The organism is Dialister succinatiphilus (genome assembly GCF_928721695.1).
Classification (GTDB): Bacteria; Bacillota; Negativicutes; order Veillonellales; family Dialisteraceae; genus Dialister; species Dialister succinatiphilus.
The window spans coordinates 1,162,678-1,184,345 of sequence record NZ_OV788641.1 but is presented as its reverse complement, the minus strand read 5'-3'; the positions used below and the strand labels follow the sequence as shown (position 1 = coordinate 1,184,345).

12 protein-coding genes are annotated in these 21,668 nt (G+C 53.0%); 1 reads left to right on the top strand and 11 read right to left on the bottom strand.

Annotated elements, in window-relative coordinates; genetic code table 11:
- Nucleotides 1-296 precede the first annotated feature (296 nt).
- From NW747_RS04850 to NW747_RS04815, 8 genes are all read right to left on the bottom strand, one after another.
- A complete protein-coding gene (locus NW747_RS04850) occupies nucleotides 297-1,073 on the bottom strand; it encodes a hypothetical protein (protein ID WP_273188215.1) in 777 nt (258 codons plus the stop codon).
- Between the two features lie 836 nt (nucleotides 1,074-1,909).
- Nucleotides 1,910-2,584 carry a Pr6Pr family membrane protein gene (locus tag NW747_RS04845; protein ID WP_008860613.1) on the bottom strand — a complete coding sequence of 225 codons (675 nt, stop codon included), beginning with the start codon at nucleotides 2,582-2,584 and terminating at the stop codon, nucleotides 1,910-1,912.
- A gap of 105 nt (nucleotides 2,585-2,689) precedes the next feature.
- Nucleotides 2,690-2,950, bottom strand: a complete 261-nt coding sequence (locus tag NW747_RS04840) for a hypothetical protein (RefSeq protein ID WP_008860614.1) — start codon at nucleotides 2,948-2,950, stop codon at nucleotides 2,690-2,692.
- A gap of 866 nt (nucleotides 2,951-3,816) precedes the next feature.
- Nucleotides 3,817-4,620 (bottom strand): uridine phosphorylase, encoded by an 804-nt coding sequence (udp, locus tag NW747_RS04835; protein ID WP_273188213.1) that lies wholly within the window; start codon nucleotides 4,618-4,620, stop codon nucleotides 3,817-3,819.
- 380 nt (nucleotides 4,621-5,000) lie between these two features.
- Nucleotides 5,001-5,456: a hypothetical protein gene (locus NW747_RS04830; protein WP_273097422.1), complete on the bottom strand. Its 456-nt coding sequence runs from the start codon at nucleotides 5,454-5,456 to the stop codon at nucleotides 5,001-5,003.
- Nucleotides 5,446-6,801: a hemolysin family protein gene (locus NW747_RS04825; protein WP_273188212.1), complete on the bottom strand. Its 1,356-nt coding sequence runs from the start codon at nucleotides 6,799-6,801 to the stop codon at nucleotides 5,446-5,448. Before NW747_RS04825 ends, NW747_RS04830 begins: the two co-directional genes overlap by 11 nt.
- Before the next feature lie 163 nt (nucleotides 6,802-6,964).
- A complete protein-coding gene (locus tag NW747_RS04820) occupies nucleotides 6,965-8,428 on the bottom strand; it encodes an ISLre2 family transposase (RefSeq protein ID WP_273187597.1) in 1,464 nt (487 codons plus the stop codon).
- A 1,416-nt stretch (nucleotides 8,429-9,844) separates the two neighbouring features.
- Nucleotides 9,845-11,791: a GGDEF domain-containing protein gene (locus NW747_RS04815; RefSeq protein ID WP_273188211.1), complete on the bottom strand. Its 1,947-nt coding sequence runs from the start codon at nucleotides 11,789-11,791 to the stop codon at nucleotides 9,845-9,847.
- Between the two features lie 135 nt (nucleotides 11,792-11,926).
- On the opposite strand from NW747_RS04815, the gene NW747_RS04810 reads away from it, so the two are divergent.
- Nucleotides 11,927-13,390 carry an ISLre2 family transposase gene (locus NW747_RS04810; RefSeq protein ID WP_273188210.1) on the top strand — a complete coding sequence of 488 codons (1,464 nt, stop codon included), beginning with the start codon at nucleotides 11,927-11,929 and terminating at the stop codon, nucleotides 13,388-13,390.
- A 26-nt stretch (nucleotides 13,391-13,416) separates the two neighbouring features.
- Here the strand turns inward: NW747_RS04810 and NW747_RS04805 are convergent, their stop codons facing one another.
- The 3 genes from NW747_RS04805 to NW747_RS04795 form a co-directional block, all read right to left on the bottom strand.
- On the bottom strand, nucleotides 13,417-16,161 hold the full coding sequence (locus tag NW747_RS04805) for an EAL domain-containing protein (RefSeq protein WP_273188209.1): 2,745 nt from the start codon (nucleotides 16,159-16,161) through the stop codon (nucleotides 13,417-13,419).
- A 944-nt stretch (nucleotides 16,162-17,105) separates the two neighbouring features.
- On the bottom strand, nucleotides 17,106-18,827 hold the full coding sequence (locus NW747_RS04800) for a diguanylate cyclase domain-containing protein (RefSeq protein WP_273188208.1): 1,722 nt from the start codon (nucleotides 18,825-18,827) through the stop codon (nucleotides 17,106-17,108).
- 1,316 nt (nucleotides 18,828-20,143) lie between these two features.
- Nucleotides 20,144-21,436, bottom strand: coding sequence for an S-layer homology domain-containing protein (locus tag NW747_RS04795; protein WP_273188207.1), 1,293 nt, complete (start codon nucleotides 21,434-21,436; stop codon nucleotides 20,144-20,146).
- Between the last annotated feature and the right edge of the window lie 232 nt (nucleotides 21,437-21,668).

Genomic DNA, 21,668 nt, shown 5'->3' with positions numbered 1-21,668 from the left:
TCATTTATTCTCCTATTTTTTAGAAGTTGCTATATATGATGGATAGATGGCGATTCATTTTTTTACCACCTTTCCTTCCTTAATCTCCCCCGTTCGCCACCATGTCTTTCCCCCTGTCCGGGGATATGTATCTATGAATAAATGCAAATAGCCTGCCTGCAATCTATGAATCATTTTTTCTTTTTACCTGCTATATATTCCTTCTATAAGTATCTATAATAATTTTATATATTCATCTATATAAAAAAGAGCTGTGAAAAAATGATTTACATCTTTTCACAGCTCCCTCAACGAACCTATTCTTTTTGACTTCCTTCCTCCATCTTTCTTCTGGCCGCTTCCAACGTTTCCTTACTGGTACCATTTTCCAGTTCCACCTTTTCACCGTGGAAATCAGCACCGGTCAGTTCATCCTCCCGGCCCCCCATTTCCGTACCTTTCTGGCGGAGCTGTTTGATACCTTCTTCAAAGGACATTTCCGGATGTTCCTTGAAATAGCCCTGGTCACGAAGTTTCTTTTCCATAGCCTTGTATGTGAACGTAACCACTTCTTCCTGAGGAATGCGGATCTGCCCCGGCATACGCCGTTCAAACTCCTTCCAGAAATCCTCGGAAGCCTTCATGAGCACCCGGCCCACCTTCTTGTCACTGTCGATATCATAGAGCAGGGACCAGATGGGACGATTGTCCAGCTTCGAATACTGGTGGAAGGTATAGCGATAAGTCACCGGCTTCATGAGCTGGTTTTTGAAATGGTGAACGCCGAAAATATCCTCATAAGGAATGGAAAGCTCCTTCTTGTGCCCCACCCCTGTTTTCAGCATATAAAGGCGGTCCTTTTCCAGCCGGTATACCGTCTTCGTGAGCACCGTATCCAGAAGCCACCACAGAATGGCCACCTGCATGCCCAGGTCAATCACCGGCACCCTGTGATGGACAATCCCCCAGTACCCCGTCCAGCACACATAAGCGGCCCACAGGATAAAGCCAAGAGCCACCACAAACCAATAGGGCTTATAGAAATAGGAATGATCCACAAAATCCTTCGTCGTCACGTCTTTTGTATCTGCCATCAATTAAACTCCTTACAGCAAAAGCATAAATTCAATGCAACGGAATTATTATATCATTTATTTTCTTATATGTCTCTATGTTTTGTGGCCGGGGGAAAAAGGGCCGCTATGGGGCCGCTCCGCGGCCCGGGTTCAGAGGGTTCAGAGGGTTCAGAGGGTTCAGAGGGTTCAGAGGGTTCAGAGGGTTCAGAGGGTTCAGAGGGGGTGGATTGCCCTGCGGGCAATGCTTATAAAGTCAGCGTTACGGGATTAACTTTCAGTGTCATATGGCAAAATAACCATTCTGCTGACTGGCTCGCTGCGCTCGCCACCCCCTATCCGGGCTGCGCCGGACTTCCCCCTATTCAGGGGGAAGAATAGGTTTCTATGCTTTCCTGCAGAGACATGGCTCCATGGCTAAGCACCCATAGTGCCCCCGCTTGCGGGGGTGGCAAAGGAACTGGATTCGTAAGGAGCCGTAGGCGACTGAGAATCCAGTGACATGCTTCCCACCGGGCAAGGTGGTGGCGCCAGCTACCAAAGGGGGATGCATTTCCAACGCCCGCAGGGCGGTTGTATGGTTTTATACAAACTGGCGCCTTCTATAATTTAGAGGCGCCCACCTCGTCAGCGCAGCGATACTATATACCTTCCGAGGGCGGAGCCCTCAACCTGTCCGGAAGGCGTCAGCCGGTCCCGGACAGAACCCTTGGCGCCCAGGGCCTGAGGCCCGGCGGCGCCATCAACCCTCGCGGCGAAGCCGCGTCAACCTTCGGGAATACCGGCAAGCACCGCCCCGATTCCGATCCCGACCGCATCAAAAAAGCGCCCCCAGCGGAGCGCCTCTGCCTTTGATTTCATCCATTAAAAGTCCAGGAAAGGGGCGGAATGCCCAGGTAGAAAAGGCCCATGCCCAGAGCATAGACGAAAACGCCGATGACGAAGAACTGGGCGCCTACGATGAGCACCCCCCTGGTAATAGAGAGAGGTCCATGGAAGTTGGGATCCATGAACGTATAGGGATAAAGATGGGATTTCCCGTGGGTCACGATGGTCACCCAGGCCCTGAAATACACGAATACCACATAGAAAGCAGGGTAAATCATCCAGGTAAACATGGTGTACCAGTGCATGTCCCTCTTATCCACGAAGAAGATATAATCCACCAGCATCAGGATGGGGATGAAATAGTGAAATATGTAATTGTAGAAAGAAAAATGCTCGTAGCTGATATCGTTCAGCTTGTGGGTGCGAATGGCACCGGGCCGTACGATGAGATGATACATGAGGGACAGAGTCCCCAGACTGGCCGCCACTATGTAACGGCAGTCCGCTGTATACAGGAAGGGCACATCCACCTGGAACAGAGTGGCCCCCAGCCACACCACAAAAAGGGTGAAAGTAGAAAACGTATAGTACTGGATCCTCGACCAGAATACAAAGGGCGTCAGCACCTTGTGCTTCATGAGAAGAATCAGACCCAAAATGAGCAGAATAAAGACTGCCCAGCGATAGATAAGCGCCGCCGGCATAGTACCTCCCGGGATAAGCTATGACTTTTCAGATGACCTATGCCATCTTCTCATACTTTCCCTGAAAACAGAAAAAGGGCCAAAGGCCCTCAAGCAGAAAGAGAATTATTTGCGATGCTTCCGGTTCCTCCGATTCTGCCTGCGCCGGGCCTCTGCCCGAAGCTGGCGGACCTCTTCCTTCTCCCTTACAGCTTCCTCCGCTGCTGCCCGCTGCTGCTGCTTCTGACGATAATTGTAAATATTAATGACCAGGCATACCAGGATCATGGCACAGATTGCCACAGTCCGCACATTGACACCATTGGTAATGATATTCCACACAGAAAATGCCACTGCCACGCCAAATAAAAGACCACGTGCTCTCATTCTTCCAAAAATCTCCTTTATCTCTGCTTCCCTTTGAAAGCAATAGTATATCATTGTTATGATAAATGATTTTGCCTTCAATGGCAAGGGGATTTTGAAAAAGGGGCTATGGGACACGCCCTGCGGGCGTGAGGGTTGACGGGGCTGCGCCCCGAGGGTTCTTAAGGTTCTTAAGTTTGACGGCCTTTCAGGCCGAGGGTGGTGGTGGCGGCTTCGCCGCAGATTATAAAAAAGCCGGCCCCCATCCCCGTCATTTCGACCAGAGCGGAGCGGAGTGGAGAAATCTCACGCCCAAATGACAAAAAAGCCGGCCCGCGCCCTCCGTCATTTCGACCGAAGCGAAGCGGAGTGGAGAAATCTCACTCCACCATGGTACATGAAGCATTGAGGTGGGAGATCTCTCGACTCAGAGTATCATCAAAGCGTTTTCCATCTGCCCCATACTGACACGCAGCCCCGCTCGAGATGACGAAAGAGCCGTGGTGCCCTAACGTCATATTTTAAAAAAAGGGGCGCGGCTTCGCCATTGGACACACCTTCGGTGTGAGGGTTGGCGGGACTTCGTCCCCCTGTGATTGTCCCACCGCCTGCGGGGGGAAGGTGGTGGCGCAGCCACCAAAGGGGGAAACTCCGTGATGGTAAGAACCACCTATGTCTCATTTTTCCATGTGTCACCCCTTCCCACTGTGCACATCCGGCATAAGGATACACGTCAGCCAAGGTGGGCGCCTGGCCTGCCCGTGAAGGCGCTTTCCTTTGGCCGCCCACCGAGCTGCGGGTGGCAAGTTTTGAGGTGGCACGCCCTCTCCAGAGCTCTGCTTCTCATTCAAAAAGACGCCTTTTTCTGAAGGCGTCTTTTCTATTTTTTAAATGGTCACCATGAAATGGCCGATCAGCATTTCCAGCGCCCTTTTCACCACCTGATGGAATCTTTTTTCCGCCAGCTCATACACTGCCTTCGGAGCCACGGCCTCGCTGTCCGTCCGCTTGGCCACTACGCCGCAGAGAGAACCGGCCGAAAGGCCCAGCACTGAGGTGAGGGTGAAGAGGGTGGCGTTTTCCATTTCAAAATTCGTACAGCCCAGGGCCCGGTATTCGGAGAGGCTCCCCTGCAGATTTTTCCGCACATAGCCGGAGAAGCTGTCGTAACGCTCCTGGCCCGGCCAGAAGCTGTCGGTGGATACGGAAATCCCTGTTTTACAGGGTACCTTCAGTTCCCGGGCCGCTTCCTCCAGTGCCAGGGTGATCCGCATATCCGCCATGGCAGGATAGGCCAGGGGCGCATAGGCCCGGGAAGCGCCGTCCCTGCGGACGGCCCCCTTATTGATGACCAGGTCCCCCAGATTCAAGTCCTCCTGAATGGACCCGGTGGTGCCTACCCGGATAAAGGAAGTCAACCCCAGCCGGGCCAGTTCCTCCACCGCAAAGGTGACACAGGGACCGCCCATGCCGGTGGACATGACCAGCACCGTTTCGCCGGAAACCCTGGCCTTCCAGGTGGTGAAATCCCGGTGAGAGCAGACGAAAGATGCCTTCTCATCCAGCGCCTTCGCCAATCCTTCCACCCGCCCCGGATCTCCGGGCACCAGGGCATACCGGGCACCTTCCGTCATCTCCCGGGAAAGGCCGGTATGATACATGATTTCATGAGGCAATGCATAGTGAGGCATGGTTTCAGGCTCCTTACTTTTATCAGTCACTAACTTTGACATAGGGATGTGTCAAATGTTCAAAGGGTTCAGAAAGAAAGGTAAACGGGGCTGCGCCCCGAGGGTTGTGGCCGCCTGCCGGCGGCGGGTTGTGTATCGCTTCGCTCAGGGGGCGACAGCGCCTGCGGCGCTGAGGGTTGTGGTATCGCCCTATCGGGCGATGAGTATATAGACCCGCCTGCGGCGGCAGAAAACCCATACCGCCGGGCTTTGCCTGTAGGAATACGCCCCGTTGGGGTACTTTCGGTACCACCTTTCCCCATGGGACACTTACCATGGCACTTCCCCTGCGGCGAAGCCCCTTTCCCCAGTCCGGGAATACAGCCTCCTGCCGCTATGTCTTATTTCTTCCCCTTCTTCCCCTTCTTTCCTTTCTTCTTATCCTTTTTCCCGTGCTTCTTACCTTTCTTTTCTTTTTTGGACAGAAGTTCTTCTGCTTCCGGCAGGGTGCGGGCTTCGCTGATGGGAATCATATCTTCTTCATCCAGATTCCAGTCCCCTTCAATGTTGTCCTCGCCGTCCGGATCCCCCAGTGTGTGGGTCTTGTATTCCAGGTTCAAATCGTCGTCCATGGCATCGGCTTCCCCATTGTCCTCGCTTCTTCCTGCCAGCTCGGTGAGAATTTCCATCATTTCATCGGCCAGGCGGGAAATCTGGCGGATTCTTTCCTCCTCTGCCGGCCGGAAATCGGGGCTGGGGGACAGCATATAGGTCTGAAGGAAAGCCTGATTCTCCTTCAGATCCTGTTCCAGCCTATGAAGCCGTTCTTTCAGACATTCTTTCGTTTCACTGCTCATGTTTTATTTCCTCCTCTTCTTTGCCTTTCGTTACAAGGACTTTGTCCACCCGCCGGTTATCGCAGTCCATCACCTCAAAGGTGAATATGCCATACCGGGCTTTTTCTGTTTCTTTCGGTATATATCCAAGGAGATAGGTAATAAACCCTCCCAATGTCTTGTAGTAGCCTTCCGCTTCTCCCGGCAGCTCGTCTTCTATGTGGAAATACTCACGAAAATCGTCGATGGAGCAGAGTCCCTCCACCAGCCAGGAATTTTCGGAACGGCGGATGAACTTGTTCTGCTCCTCCAGAATATCTTCCTTGTCACCGGGCATATCCCCCACGATTTCTTCCAGCACATCATGAAGGGTGATGAGGCCAGACAGGGTGCCGTACTCATCGATGACGATGGCTTCATGGACGCCGCGGGTGCGGAAAAGCTTCAGCACCTTGGTCAGCGTCAGGGTTTCCGGAATGTATACCGGCGCATGCACCGTTTCCATGAGGGATTTCTTCAAAGCCTTCCCCGGATGGGCATGCTGGTCCATCAGCACATCGGACAAATCAGCCAGCCCTTTGAAATCGTCCAGAGAGCCGCTGCCAAGGGGCAGGCGGAAATGGGACGTCTTCATCATATCGGCCCAGATTTTCTTCTCACTGTCCTCCAAGTCGATCCAGTCCAGCTGGGGACGGGCCGTCATACAGTCCGCTGCCGTGCGGTCATTGAGCTCGAATACATTATCAATGATTTCCGGTTCTTCCTTATCAAAAGTGCCCAGCTTGGCCCCCTGCTGGAGAAGCACCTTGATTTCCTCTTCCGAAACCGGCTGCTCCCCTTCCATATGAATGCCAAGGAGACCCACCACGGCCTTGGTGGACCAGGTGGAAAAAAGCACCAGCGGCTTGCACACCGTAGCCATTATAATCATGGGCCGGGCCACAAAGCAGGCCGCCTTCTCCGGAATGGCAATGGCAATCCATTTCGGCGCCAGCTCCCCGATAATCAGGGAAAAATAAGTCACCAGCACCATGACAGCCACCATGCTCACCATCTGGGCATAAGGCGCCAGCGGCGGGAACTTCGACAGCTCCTCTCCCAGAGGTCCCGACAGGGACGCTCCGGAAAACATACCGGTAATGATGCTGATGGTAGTAATGCCCACCTGAATGGTAGAAAAAAGCTCCTCCTTCCGCTCTGCCAGACGCAGGGCATAGCCGGCGCTCTTATTCCCTTCATCAATCATTTCCTGGAGCTTCGTCTTCCGCGCTCCCACAATGGCGATTTCTGCCAGAGAACAGACCCCGTTGGCCAGGACCAGTAAAATGATAATAATGATTTCAAGCCATATGTGGCCGTCGTCCATTTCGTTACTCCTTCTTTACTGAAAACAATGGATTTTATCTGGTTTCATTATATCATGAATGGAATGGCCGTGGACACACCTTCAGTGTGAGGGGTAAGTGTCAAGTTTTCCTCGGTAATTCATTTGACTGTCGATAATTACTATCTCCGTGGCTTCGGTTTAATCAGTATTTCTGTATAGCTCTGGCCAGTCTCCCCATTGGTGAAGAAGAAGCTCCATAAACGCCTATACGCCCCTCCAGGCATCCCGGCCTATAGTTTCTCATTTTACGCTTCTGCGCCTCACTCCGGACATTCTGGGCGATTTTACGCTCTGCCTGCACCGTAGCCTTGTGCATGGCTCTATCCATCTTTTTGTAGCTTTTCCCATTAGCATGGTACAGGAGAGCTGCTGTAAGTGTTTTATTCTTCCGGGCGGTCAATACCCAAACCATACACTCCATTCCCTCGCTGGACCAGCTCCGTCCCTGCCGCTTCATGCGATAGCTATAGAACCGGTGATTTGTTTCTGCAGTACCCAGATGAATCTCTGTATGGATGCCGCGCTGACTCAGGCTGGGGATATAGGGAGCATTTCTTTTCAGATAGCTCTGCAGCTTGTCTACCTCCTCCAAATCCGCCTCTGTTCGGGCGCAGCTCCGGGCAGTATCCATCCATACGGGAATCTGTTTCATAATATCGTCGCTCTGGTGAAGTTCTCGGATAATACGGTCTATCAGTTTTCTGTTGCAGAAGCTGAGCCGAGTCCGGATCTTTTCATGCACATGATAGCAGTCGAGGAAGTGCTGGTGATCCAGGCAGCCTTCTACTATTCGATCAAAGTCCTGAAATTGGTACCCGGAACCTCCATCCCCATTCGACAGCACTGTGGTCTTAGACAGGTCATAGTGCCCATGCAGATAGCTTGCTACCATTGCAAAAAGTTCTTTTCTGCTGGTAGCTGCAAAGCAGCGAAGTCCTACCAGTTCTGTCCTGTTGCCATTTTTCCTGACTCCCTCATATACCTGGAGGCGGTGCACTTCCGAAACGCCGCCTTTCTCCTTGTTCTTGAGTACAATTCCATCTCCTTCAATCGCTATAATTTCCGGCTGTGTCGGCTTTTCAACCTTTTCCTCTTCTGCCAATGCTTTTTCGTAAGCCTTTGCCTTCTTACCGGCATAATTCTTGAGTGAGATAACGGACTGATGGGAGATGGTAATCCCTGCCAGGCTTTGCAGGAGTTCGCTGGCACTGCGAGATGTGGTAATTGCGACAGCCTCGACAATCCGCTCAATCATTCCCAGGCTGTAGTGTTTTCTGGACTCAAAGCCCATTTTGCAGTCCAGGGGATAGAAGCTCTTCCCTTCTTTCTGCAGAAGTCTTCGGGTATAGGTCAGCTCTCCATAGCGGCAGCAAATCGTCCTAGAGTCCCGGCGCGCCACACGCCACCCCTGTACCTTGTAAATCTGATACAGCTCAGTGTCAATACGCGCCAGGGCCATAGCTATAAGCTGACAGTTCATTTCAGTGAGCCAATGAGTTAGCTTCCTTTCAGACTCAATAGAATCATCAGATTCCTTGATGATAGAAATGACTGCTCCTATTGCATTTTCACTCCAAATTTCTCCAGTTTTTGTTATAATATCCATGAGGAAAGCCCTTTCTTTGTTTTATTTGTGCACGGAAATTATAACATTTCCACTCAAAGGGAGGCTTTCCTTTTTTATTGTTTCTGGAAAAATTCCCCTACCGAGTAAAATTTTACACTAAGGTGTGAGGGTTGACAGGGTTCAGAAGGGAAGGTTCTTAGGATTGACCGGCCCTATGGGCCGGAGGGTTCTTAAGTTTGACGGGCCTTTGGCCCGAGGGTTGTGGTGGCGGCTTCGCCGCAAATTATAAAAAAGCCGGCCCCATCCCCGTCATTTCGACCGAAGCGAAGCGGAGTGGAGAAATCTCCCCCCCTCTGATGGTACGGGCAGCATTACGGTAGGAGATCTCTCGACTCAGAGCATCATGGGATCGGTTTCCATCTGCTCCCCATAGCGGCATGCGGCTCCGCTCGAGATGACGGTAGCGGCAGGCACCATTGGACACACCTTCGATGTGAGGGTTCAAAAGGTTCAGAAGGGAAGGTTCTTAAGATGGACCGGCCATTGGCCGGAGGGTTCTTAAGTTTGACGGGCCTTTCAGGCCGAGGGTAGTGGTGGCGGCTTCGCCGCAGATTTTATAATGCCGCCTTTGGCGGCCCTCTCCACCCATAAGCGGCATGTGATATGGCAACGTTCCTCTCCTCCATGCTACTTGCCCACCCCCTTCCCGGGGGTGGGTGGCGAGCGGAGCGAGACGGAAGGGGGCGGCTGGATGGGCCACTCCGTGACCCGGGGTTCAAAGGGTTCAGAAGGTTCTAAGGTTTGACAGAACTTTCAGCCGCGGTGCTTTATTGTCCCACCTCTCAGCGGGGGGAAGGTGGTGCCGTAAGGCACCAAAGGGGGGGAAGCTACCGAAGGTGGCTCATCATCCGGGTATCATGCTATAGGATCCATAAAGCCAATCCTGTAACGCTGACTTTATAAGCATTGCCGCAGAGCGGCAATCCGCAACCCTCGGCCCGAAGGGCCGTTGCCCCCTGAGCGCTAGCGAACACAACCTGCCGCCATCAGGCGGCCATAACCCTCGGGCCAAAGGCCCGTCAACCCTCATACCGCAAGCATGTCCAAGGACAAGAACCCCAAATGACACAGGCCGCCTGCGACGGTCACGTCCACATCGAGTATCATAATCAGGATTACCACCGTCCACCCCTTCGCCACTTTGTGGCCCTCTTCCCCTAAAGGGGACGCAAGGAGCGTTACAGGATTCACTTTCAGTGTCATATGGCATGACAAGCATTCTGCTGACTGGCTCGCTGCGCTCGCCTCCCCCCTATTCAGGGGCAGAATAAACCTCTCTATCTTCCCTGTCTTTGATCCCGCCAGCCATCAAAAAGGCGCCCTCTTTACCAAAAGGCGCTTTTTTTGACCATCACTATTTTCCCTAGCTCACTGGTTTCCCAGCTCACCAGTTCCCTACTTTCTCGGATGTTTCTTATCCTTATACATTTTCCTGTCCATTTCCATGATCAGTTCGTCGATATCGGTGATGGGAGCGGTGCGGCAGGCAATGCCCAGGGCCATGCTGAGGTTCTGCAGGTGCAGTTTGCCCTTCAGTTCCGCCGCCAGCTGCTGTGCCCTTTCTTCATCAGCTCCTTGTGCCGCCAGGATGAATTCGTCGCCGCCCATGCGGAAGGCGTGATCCCGGCCCACCAGTTCGCCGGCAATGGCTGCCAGTGTTTGGAGGGCCCTGTCGCCGGCTTCGTGACCCTCTTTGTCGTTGATTTGTTTGAGGCCGTTCATATCGCCGAAGAGGAAGGCTGTCTTTGTGCCTGCCGGAAGGCCCTCCACGTATTCCATGAAGGCCAGTCGGTTCTTGAGGCCTGTGAGCTGGTCTTCATGACTCAGGGCCTGAAGCCGGTCCATCACATTCCGGTTGCGGATGAGGCTCGCCGCAAAGCGGGTGAGAGTATCCAGAAGGGGGCTGGCTTCTTTCATGATTTTGTCCGAAGGGTTCACCACTTCCGTGTAGCCCAGGGACAGGCCGCTGATGACCAGATGGCCGGAGATGAGACGCTTCAGTCCCGGCCGGTAGTCCCCGCTGCAAATCCCGTACTCTTTCTGCACTTCTTCCACATCATCAATGATGGCAATCTGGTCGGGCCCGAAGCGGTCGTAAATGGGCCTTGCCAGTTCCATGGGCACATGCTGCATGGAGGCCTGGGAAGGCGGTATGCCGGGAGCGCACCATTCGTAGGTGTTCTTCACAGTGCCATCGCCCTGTTCTTCAAAAATACATACCTTCTCGGCCTCCAGGATTTTTCCCACCCGGGCCAGGAGACGGTCGATGCCTTCATGAGGTGTGGGGGCGGTAATTCCTGCCGCCAGGGCATCATTCACCGCCATTTCCTGGAAGAGCAGGTATTTCTTCCGGTAGTCCCCTTCCGCATAGCTGCCCAGGTTTGTGGCTAATTCAAAATGGCCGTTCTTTCCATGCCAGGTAATCAGGGTATGCTGGATGAGATAATCGCCGCCGGTATTCATGTTATGGAAGGTCTGGGTATAGAAACGGTCCCGCCGGAGGAAGGGCAGGGGACAGATTTCGCAGGGCGAAGGCTGGCCGCAGATGAGTTCATAGCACTTCCTTCCGGCATAGGGATAGTCTTCCGGCAGACCCAGGTCCCGAAGGCCTGCCTTGTTCATATAGAGGAGGCTGTAAGTGTCGGGGTCGGAAATCATGATCTGGTCTCTGCTGTTGTCGAAGACGGCCCTGTCAAAGGCGATGCGGTCCCCATAATACAGGGATTCCCCGTATTTCTCCTGTTCCGCCTCCGTCAGGCGGCGGGCCAGAAGATGGAAGAGTCCATCCACCGTGCGCGCCTCCGATATCATGGCCAGGGCATACTGGAGGAAAAGGGTGACCTGCCGTCCCGCCTCTTCCCGGATGCCATGGATTTCATTGGACAGATCCAGCATACGGCGCCGGATGTCTGCCGTGTTCTCCGCCTTCATCAGGACACAGAACCGTCCGCCTCCCAGATGCGCGATGGAAGCACCTTGGCGGAAGAAATGGGAAATCAGTTTCGCCAGCCGGGAAATCAGTTTCTTTCGCACGGCCATGCCATAGAGACGGCCCACATCGTCCAGGGCGGGGATGTCCATGAAGAGGGCAGCGCAGTTTTCGCCATAGGATTTGTAATTGTCGAAGTAATGGATAGCTGTGATAAACATGCCCCGGTAGTTTAAAAGGCCCGTTTCCGCATCCTTCATATCCAGCTCCTGGTTATCCCGCCGGATTTTCCCGATGCTGTCCCGATCGATGAAATATCCCACCAGGCCGGCGATTTCATTGCCCCGGTATATGGGAAACTTGGTAGCCTGTACATAGTGGATCCGGCCCTTGATGACGCACTGGCCGATCACATCCCTAGCCACTTAGTGTAAAATTTTACTCGGTAGGGGAATTTTTCCAGAAACAATAAAAGAGGAAAGCCTCCCCTTGAGTGGAAATGTTATAATTTCCGTGGCAAAGAATAAAACAAAGAAAGGGCTTTCCTCATGGATATTATAACAAAAACTGGAGAAATTTGGAGTGAAAATGCAATAGGAGCAGTCATTTCTATCATCAAGGAATCTGATGATTCTATTGAGTCTGAAAGGAAGCTAACTCATTGGCTCGAAGAAATGAACTGTCAGCTTATAGCTATGGCTCTGGAGCATATTGATGCCGAGCTCTATCGGATTTACAGGTCACAGGGGTGGCGTGTAGCGCGCCGGGACTCCCGGACGATTTGCTGCCGCTATGGAGAGCTGACCTATACCCGAAGACTTCTGCAGAAAGAAGGGAAGAGCTTCTATCCCCTGGACTGCAAAATGGGCTTTGAGTCCAGAAAGCACTACAGCCTGGGAATGATTGAGCGGATTGTCGAGGCTGTCGCAATTACCACATCTCGCAGTGCCAGCGAACTCCTGCAAAGCCTGGCGGGGATTACCATCTCCCATCAGTCCGTTATCTCACTCAAGAATTATGCCGGTAAGAAGGCAAAGGCTTACGAAAAAGCATTGGCAGAAGAGGAAAAGGTTGAAAAGCGGACACAGCCGGAAATTATAGCGATTGAAGGAGATGGAATTGTACTCAAGAACAAGGAGAAAGGCGGCGTTTCGGAAGTGCACCGCCTCCAGGTATATGAGGGAGTCAGGAAAAATGGCAACAGGACAGAACTGGTAGGACTTCGCTGCTTTGCAGCTACCAGCAGAAAAGAACTTTTTGCAATGGTAAGAAGCTATCTGCTTGGGCACTATGACCTATCTAAGACCACAGTGCTGTCGAATGGGGATGGAGGGTCCGGATACCAGTTTCAGGACTTTGAGCGAATGGTAGAAGGCTGCCTGGATCACCAGCACTTCCGCGACTGCTATCATGTGCATGAAAAGATCCGGACCCGGCTCAGCTTCTGCAACAGGAAACTGATAGACCGTATTATCCGAGAACTTCACCAGAGCGACGATATTATGAAACAGATTCCCGTATGGATGGATACTGCCCGGAGCTGCGCCCGGACAGAGGAGGATTTGGAGGAGGTAGACAAGCTGCAGAGCTATCTGAAAAGAAATGCTCCCTATATCCCCAGCCTGAGTCAGCGCGGCATCCATACAGAGATTCACCTGGGGACTGCAGAAACAAATCACCGGTTCTACAGCTATCGCATGAAGCGGCAGGGACGGAGCTGGTCCAGCGAGGGAATGGAGTGTATGGTTTGGGTATTGACCGCCCGGAAGAATAAAACACTTACAGCAGCTCTCCTGTACCATGCTAATGGGAAAAACTACAAAAAGATGGATAGAGCCATGCACAAGGCTGCGGTGCAGGCAGAGCGTAAAATCGCCCAGAATGTCCGGAGTGAGGCGCAGAAGCGTAAAATGAGAAACTATAGGCCGGGATGCCTGGAGGGACGTATAGGCGTTTATGGAGCTTCTTCTTCACCAATGGGGAGACTGGCCAGAGCTATACAGAAATACTGATAAAACCGAAGCCACGGAGATAGTAATTATCGACAGTCAAATGAATTACCGAGGAAAACTTGACACTTACCCCTAGCCACCGCCCCCTGGCGAAGCACCTTCTCCTCTTCATCCCGGAAGCGGCGCCCGTTGACGTGCCAGCCGATTTCATCATCCGTCTTTCCCAGAATGTCGGGCAGGGTGAAACCGTATTTTTCAAGGAATGCCCGGCTGGCCCCCAGGAAGCGGCCGTTCCGGTCCTTCCAGAAGAAACAGATAGTTCCATTGTCTTCCAGCGCCTGCAGCACCGAAGAGCGCTGCTTTTCTTCCTTCTCCATTTCCGGCAGAGACCCCAGAGTGGACAGATAGGAAGGAAGCACCGCCGTCCCCCTGGCGGCAGCCGAGGCGGTATCCTTGATGCCCAGAAGAATATCTCCATCCCAGGAGGAACCCAAAAGGGCAAAATTAAATTCCTTCCACCGATAGCTGCCGTCATCCATTTTTATGCGGAAAAGATCGGTCACCGCACTGCGCTTGGCTCCCCGGGCCTCCTTTTCCAGCACCCCCGGCTTCATAATCCGGAGAAACCGTTTCTTATCCTCGGGATGCATGAAATCGCCAAGCTTCAGGAAGCGGCCCAGTGGCACAGTCTCCCCGGTACGGACCACGCGGTTCATGGATTCCGCCACCTCCACCAGGCCTTCCTTCTTCCGGATCACATAGAGCCCGTCATAAACAATGAAAAGATGGCGCAGCAGCTTATCCATGCGATGGGTTTCCTTCTTGTCCCCACCGGCTGAAATCAGGTAGTATTCCATTTTCCCTGCATAGCCATAATCATCCTTTGCCAGCACCTGCAGAGTGCAGCGCACATACTGTCCATGGAAGAGGTAATTCATGGACTCCTTCCTGCCGCCCTTGGCAGATGTGTCCAGCAGTTCATGAAACTGCTGCATCACCGGCAGGTCCAGTTTCACCAGCTTCATACCTTTCACATCGGTATATGTGGCCTTCAGGGCCGCCGCTTCCCGGCGGCTGGCTTCATTTTCCAGAAGGATGGCTATATTCTCTCCGTCATAGAGGAAAAGAGACATAGGCGTGTCGCCAATCACATTGGCCAGTCCCACCTTTTCATAGAAAGCATTTTCCATCGGTGTTTCCACAGCCAGATGACGCTGGAGGCAGTACTGGTAACTCTCCTCATAGGGCAGCGCCTTTCCGTAGTACCAGCCCTGGATTTTCTCGCATCCCATGCTCTTCAGAAGCTCCGCCTGGGCCCTGGTTTCCACCCCTTCTGCCAGGGTATGGATGCCCAGCTTCTTGGCCATGAAAATGATGGAACTCATGATTTTCCGGCCCTGGTCATTCTGGTTACGCTGGAACGCCATATCCAGCTTCAGCGTATCGAACCGGTACGTTTTCAGCACATTCAAAGAGGAATAGCCGCTGCCGAAATCGTCCAGCCAGCACTCATAGCCTGCCTTCCGGAACTTCTCGATTTCCTGCTTCAGCCGCCCCTCATTCTTCTTCAATGCAGACTCCGTGATTTCGATATGGAAGAAATTCCGGGGCACCTGGTACTTCTCTATCAGCTCCTCCATAAAAGAGAAAGGATCCATCACCTCAAAATCCACGGCCGACAGATTCACCGACACCGGCACAAAAGGCCGGTGATTATCCATAATAAACCGGTACAGTTTCGCCACCTTTTCTATGACATAGCAGTCCAGCCGATGAATCAGCCCGGCCTCCTCCAGCACCGGCACAAAAACAGAAGGCATAATCACGCCCCGCACCGGATCCTCCCACCGGGCCAGAGCCTCCGTGCCGCAGACCTTACCGTTAAGCGTACGGATGACCGGCTGATAGTACACCTTGATATATTCTTCCTTCAAGGCCCTGTCGAAACTGCCCAGCACATAGGCCCGATCCGTCAGGTACTGCCCCATGGACTTGTCATAAACCGCCCAGATCCTGCCGGCGTCCCCCTTGATCCAGTCCGCCGCAATCTTAGCCCGGTCAAAGAGAAGATGAAGGCCGCTTTCACTGACCTCCACCGTATCGGGGTCGAATATATTCACCCCTGCCTTCAGCTGCACTGCCGGATCCCCGGTGTAGTCCCTCACATCCCGGGACACCGCCTCGATCCGCTCCGCCACATCATGATGCAGGGCCAGCACCGCAAAGGTATCACCATTGAGATGAGCAATGAAGGAATGGGGAAAATGGGTAGAAAGACTCTCTGCCAGGAAATGGATGAGCTCATCCCCCGCCCCTGTACCGTGGCGGGAATTATAAACCTTGAAATTGGTGAGATTGAAATACACCGGCGCCCGGCTGCCGAAGATGCCCTTCTTCACATCCTCCCGGGCCAGCCTGGTAATGGCAGAATAAAAAGACTTTCGGTCCATGACCTCCAGCCCCTGCGCCTTTCCCGCCCGGTCACGGATACAGGAAAGACACCAGGCCTTCCCCTGCTTATCGTCCTCGTAGACCCCCGCCGCCCCCTTCACAGGGACACTGCCGGAAGACGTGCGCAGCTGAAAATAAAAAGAGCCGCTCCTTTCCTCTGCTCCGCAGCGCTGGCTAAGAGGCACATACCCCTCAGCCACAAGCCCCTTAAAAGAGCTGCCCCGCTGTGAAAAAAGCTCCTCCATGGAAGAGAAGCCCATGAGCAGAAGAAAAGAACGATTTGCATAAAGCACCCTTTCCTCATCATCCATAGACACCAGACAAATCCCGCAGGGAAGCCCATCGAGCCCCGCCTTTCTCATGCCGCTGCCATCTGCCATATTTACCATCTGCCTTATAACACCCGGCGCCGTCAGGGTACATCCCTTTTCCCCGGACCGAAAAGCTTCACAAAATCACCTTCATAAAAAACAGAATGCCATGTAATATAAGTCTTATGTTACATTAGCCTTTTGAAAATATTATATCACATGCTATGTGAAGTAATAAATATATAGAAAAATAAATGGAAGGGCCGCCAATGGACACGCCTTCGGCGTGAGGGTTGACGGGGCTGCGCCCCGAGGGTTCTTAAGGTTCGTAAGTTTGACGGCCTTTCAGGCCGAGGGTTGTGGTGGCGCCCTTCGGGCGATGAGTTTTATAATGCCGCCTGCGGCGGTCACGTCCACATCGAGTATCATAATCATTCTTACCCTCGTACATCCCTTCGCCACTTCGTGGCCCTCTTCCCCTAAAGGGGACGCAAGAACGTTACGGGATTGGCTGTCTGTGTCATATGTGACACAATATCCAGTGCCACCTATTTTCTCGTTTCCCCTTGAGGTGGCAAAGGAACTGGATTTGTAAGAGAGCGAAGCGATCTGAAAATCCAGTGGCATGCTTCCCATCGGGGCGATGTCCCGCGAAGCGGGAAAGGGTGTACGGGGCAGAGCACCGATAGGATGCTCCATCGCGGTCCTGAACGCCAATCGGCGGCCCCTTGAGCGAAGCCCGATTGGACGGTTTTCGCTGCCCCAGGCAGCGGCATATAAAACTACCCTCTGAACCAGCCCGCTCTGTGGGCCGAACCCATCGTTCGGTGCGTAGCACACGAACGATAGAACCCGGGCGCCGAAAGGCGCCTGAACCTTCAAGCCCCAAAGGGGCTTGTCCATAAGCAGAAAAATTCTCTTCCCCTATCTCGGTCCCCCTCCCCCCCGATGGGAAGGGTGTCACTGGGTTCTCAGCGGCCCATAGGTTCCCCTGTGGTCTGACCGTCTATCCTCTAGCCCCGCTGCCGGCCTTCTTTTTCCGCTTTATCATACATGAAGATATAGTACAGCTCGCCGTAGAAGGGATTATTTACTTTTCTTCCTATGTCTTCCACTGTAATGACTCGTCCCTTCTTGGTGATGAGGCGGAAGGTGAGGAAGTCGGTGTGATTTTTATTTCCCTTTTCATCCAGCTGCCGGTGGAATTCTTTTTTCATGGCCCTTTCTTCTCCCTCATGGAGGATGGAGAAGAAGGTGCCGCCGGTGTAGTGCATGAAATCTTCAAAGTTATCGCATTCCAGAAGGTCGATCATGCCCCGGTTGGCGAAGAGGATTTCCTGGTCTTCCGTGGCCCTGCACACCAGCATGGCACCGGGCATGCTGTTTGAAAGCTCCGACAGGTTGAAGCCGAACTGGGTGCGCTGCTTGTTTTCGGTTATGGTATCATCATATTTCCGCCATCCTGCCTTGCCGTTCAGCTTCACTGTATAGAGGGCGAAATCCGCCTGTACGCACAATTTCCCGTATTCCCTTCCCTGACGGGGATATTCCGCAGAGCCCATGGAGGAGTAGAAGGGCACATTCTTTCCATCCACCTGAATCCTGTGGGGATTTTCAGTGAAATAGGTCATCTTCTTCTCCACCTCTTCCCTTTTCTGGAAAGGATGGAAAAGGATGAACTCGTCGCCTCCGTTTCTGGTTATCAGGGTTTCTGCGCCAAAGAGGCGCCGCATATCGGCCACCAGGGTCTTCAGGGCGGCGTCGCCGGCGCTGTGGCCGTACACATCGTTAATGAGCTTGAAATTGTCGATATCCAGCGCTATGACCATGGCGGGGCTTTCGGGATGCTCATGGAGATAGGCAGCCACCGCCTCATCGCCGCCCTTACGGTTGTATACGCCAGTCAAACTGTCTGTGTCCCCTATGACCTTAAGAGCCCTGTTTCTTTTCCACAGGAAAGAAACGAAGAAAGAAGCCATGACACCACAGAGAGTGGCAAAGAAGAAGGCCCCCAGATTGAACCATCCCCTATGGGGCTCCAAGAGCAGCACCCACCGTTCTTTGCCAATAGAAGCAGAGGCAGAAGGAGCATCATCCCCTACCTGGCCCTGTTCGGCCACCACCTGCTCTACTCCCTTCTTTTCCCGCAGCAGCCGGTAATTTTTCTCACCGCTTTCCCCAGACGTGATACCGGCCGATTGAAGCATGGAATTCTGATTTCCCAGAATCAGCACATAGCCCCAGAACAGGCGGCCCTCACGCCGCTCCAGATACACCGGTCTCAGCACCGCCAGATACTCCCTCTCATGGTCCAGTACCAGAGAGTCTGCAATCACCGGCTCGCCCAGCCGGCGCGCCTCATGAGCCTCTTCCTTCAGCGGCCCTTCCAGCATGGACCGCCCGCTTCCCAGCCACCGGTTCCCCTGGAAAGATAGTGCCTCCCCCTCCCGGGGGACCAGTGCTATAAACCGGATGGAGGGATCGATTTTCATAAGTCCTGCCATGTCCCCCATGCCGTCAATGATGCCATTCTTTTCATCAATCATGGACCCGATCACCTCGGCAGCCGTCATATACCGGTTCAGGTAATCATAGAAACGATTCAGCTTGTGGGATGCCGTAACAGTAAGAACATCCCGGCTCATGCGGCTGTCTTCGTGGTACAGCGCCCAATCCAGCAGAAACGTCAAAAAAAGGCCCAGAATCAGTACAGGAATGCTGAGGTACTTCATCATCACTCTTCCCCTTTGCATTCCCATAGTCCCAGTCCTTTCTTCTGCATCCTTCACTGTATGATACCATCATTTGCTACACTTTATTTTATTATACACTATAGGCCTTCCCTATGAGTGAAACAGGAAATTTTTAATATGGTTAAAAAAGGGGGCGCGGCTTCGCCGCGGGTTGTGTAGAAGGGTTGTAGAAAAAGGTTGTTAAAAAGGTTCTTAGGATTGACCGGCCCTATGGGCCGGAGGGTTCTTAAGTTTGACGGGGCCTTTGGCCCCGAGGGTTGTGGTATCGCCCTTCAGGCGATGAGTTTTATATTACCGCCTTCGGCGCGAAGGTTCAGAGGGTGGTGGTGGCACCCTTCGGGCGCCATTTTTAAAGGGCGAGCCTCTCCTCCATTTAACTTGCCCACCCCCATTCAGGGGGTGGGTGGCGAGCGGAGCGAGACGGAAGGGGGCGGCTGTATCTATGGGTTCGTAGTGCCGTTTTTCGCTGCTGGCTGTTCGCTCATTTAGTGCCCACCTGTCGGGCACCGGCCTCCTTCGGAGACCCCCCTTCCACCACTTCGTGGTCCCCCTCCCCCCGCAAGCGGTGGGAGGCAAGGTATAGGGGCGCGACCCTCTTCTCCATAAATGGGCAAAGCCGGTTTTGAGGAAAAACAGCCTCACTTTACGCCATGAACCACATTTTCATGATTAGCCGCCTGGCGAGCAGCATACAGTCATTTCAGAAGGGGGACGAACCTCATCCTCGTCATTTCGACCGAAGCCGGTCAGCCGCCAATAGGAAAGCCTCTTATTGTGCAGGCTAGAGGCCAACTTCGGCTGACTTGGAGACTCTATGCAGAGTCTCCACAGAGTGGAGAAATCTACTTCCTCCAATGGTACATGAAGCATGGGGGAGTGAGATCTCTCGACTCAGAGTATCATGGACGCGTTTTCCATCTGCCCCATACCGACATGCAGCCCCGCTCGAGATGACGGTGGCGACGAGCGCCCCTATCGTCATTTCGACCGAAGCGAAGCGGAGTGGAGAAATCTCACGCCCCCAATGACAGAAAAGCCGACCCGCGCCCTCCGTCATTTCGACGAAAGCGTTGCGGAGTGGAGAAATCTCACTCCTCAATAGTTCAGGAAGCATGGAGGCAGGAAATCTCCGGGCTCAGAGTCCCCCTAGAGCCCTGCATACCGGCCCGTTACCCACTCCAGATGACCAGGGGCAGCCCCTGACTGTCATGGAACCAGAATAAAGGCATAAAAAAGAAGCCCTCTTTCGAGAGCTTCTTTTTTGTTTATGAAACTAGATTCTCTTTTCTTTTCAGAAATTAGAATTTGTAGTTCAGGGAAACGGTCCAAGCGTCGTCCGGATCTGCACCCTGGTCAGCGTCAGCTGCGAATTCGTATTCAGCGCGGAGGAATACGTTCTTCTGGAGGGTTACGTTGCCGTTTGCGCTCCAGAATTTCAGCTTGCCAGCATCAGCAACTGCATCGAGGATGTCGGTGTGCCAAGCGGTGCCGCCGAAGTACATTTCATCTTCCACATTGTTGTAAGCGAGGCTCAGGTTGAAGGAACCCGGTTTCTTCAGGTTCAGTTTGCCATAGCCGAGGCCTGCGTTCCAAGCGGTATCGTACTTGCTGTCAGCAGTGGTGTTCTTATAGTAGTCACCAAATACCTGGAAGTCGCCTACCGGAATGGTCAGGTTAGCGCCGATAACTTCCGGTACGTCCTTGCCGCCTTTTGTGCTCTGGAAGTTGATGTAGTCTACGCCCAGTTTAGCGAAGTCGAAGTCATAGCTGCCACGAGCGAAGTAGAAGTCCTGTCCGTCAATTGCATCTTTCTTTGTTTCTGTAGCTTTGCCTTCTACTACGGTAATCGTATCAGTAGCTGCAGCACCTTTGAAATCGCCGCTATTGAACTGGCCAAAGCCGGTGGTCAGGGACAGTTTGTCATGGTTATAAGCAGCCTGGATGCCATCGTATCCTTCGAGAGCATTGTAGAGCCAGCCGCCCTGGTCACCGAAGGAAATGGGCTGACGGCCAAGACGTACGGAGAAGTCTTTGCCGAAGTTATGGTTAGCATAGATCTGAGCCATGGAGGTGTCGCTGGTTTCAGAATCTTTGAAGTTGAAGTTGTTTACGAACTGACCCTGTACATAGGTGGAGTCGTTAACCTGGCCCTTAACGTTGATTCTCATACGACCATCCCACTTGTCAGCGGTATCTTTCTTGGAGTAGTCGATGTAACGCATACGAGCATCGCCGGACCAGTAGAGGTTGCCGACTTTCTTTTCCAGGTTGGAAACGCGAACGCCCAGGTTAGCCAGTTCGTCAGCGTATTCGCCAGCCAGTTTGTCCAGGGTGGCACGCTGTTCAGCGTTCAGCTGGTCTTCTTTTGCCATGAGGCGGGCAATGATCTGAGCCAGTTCATAACGGGTAATGTTTCTTTCACCTTTGAAGGTGCCATCCGGATAACCTTCTACGACGCCCTGGTCGGAGAGGTCGGATACTGCCTGGTAAGCCCAGTCATCAGTGGAAACATCGGAGAATGGATTTGCTGCGAAAGCGGAAACGCCAGCAGTCAGTGCAGCAGCAGCTGCGATTGCGAGAATCTTTTTCATAGTTCTTCGCTCCTTTGAAAAAAAATAAGAGAAATGGACCCTCTATTTTTTCTACCGGGAGTTCCGCTGAAAGCCTTTGCGCGAGTGACCGTGTTTCCTCTGCCTGCTTCTTCACGTACTACCCCTGACTACCGTCCCGAGGGTGGGACCTTGGTCTAGGTACAGGGTACCATAAACATCCAGTAAAATCAAGGGTTCCGCATGTCAGTGCCTTGTCAGATTCCGCCATGCT

What these genes read in the sequence shown, in the direction of transcription:
- NW747_RS04850 (WP_273188215.1), bottom strand. Translation starts at nt 1,073, where the DNA reads ATGGCAGATACAAAAGACGTGACGACGAAGGATTTTGTGGATCATTCC.
- NW747_RS04830 (WP_273097422.1), bottom strand. Translation starts at nt 5,456, where the DNA reads ATGAGCAGTGAAACGAAAGAATGTCTGAAAGAACGGCTTCATAGGCTG.
- NW747_RS04840 (WP_008860614.1), bottom strand. Translation starts at nt 2,950, where the DNA reads ATGAGAGCACGTGGTCTTTTATTTGGCGTGGCAGTGGCATTTTCTGTG.
- NW747_RS04810 (WP_273188210.1), top strand. Translation starts at nt 11,927, where the DNA reads ATGGATATTATAACAAAAACTGGAGAAATTTGGAGTGAAAATGCAATA.
- NW747_RS04800 (WP_273188208.1), bottom strand. Translation starts at nt 18,827, where the DNA reads ATGATGAAGTACCTCAGCATTCCTGTACTGATTCTGGGCCTTTTTTTG.
- NW747_RS04795 (WP_273188207.1), bottom strand. Translation starts at nt 21,436, where the DNA reads ATGAAAAAGATTCTCGCAATCGCAGCTGCTGCTGCACTGACTGCTGGC.
- NW747_RS04845 (WP_008860613.1), bottom strand. Translation starts at nt 2,584, where the DNA reads ATGCCGGCGGCGCTTATCTATCGCTGGGCAGTCTTTATTCTGCTCATT.
- NW747_RS04805 (WP_273188209.1), bottom strand. Translation starts at nt 16,161, where the DNA reads ATGGCAGATGGCAGCGGCATGAGAAAGGCGGGGCTCGATGGGCTTCCC.
- udp (WP_273188213.1), bottom strand. Translation starts at nt 4,620, where the DNA reads ATGCCTCACTATGCATTGCCTCATGAAATCATGTATCATACCGGCCTT.
- NW747_RS04820 (WP_273187597.1), bottom strand. Translation starts at nt 8,428, where the DNA reads ATGGATATTATAACAAAAACTGGAGAAATTTGGAGTGAAAATGCAATA.
- NW747_RS04825 (WP_273188212.1), bottom strand. Translation starts at nt 6,801, where the DNA reads ATGGACGACGGCCACATATGGCTTGAAATCATTATTATCATTTTACTG.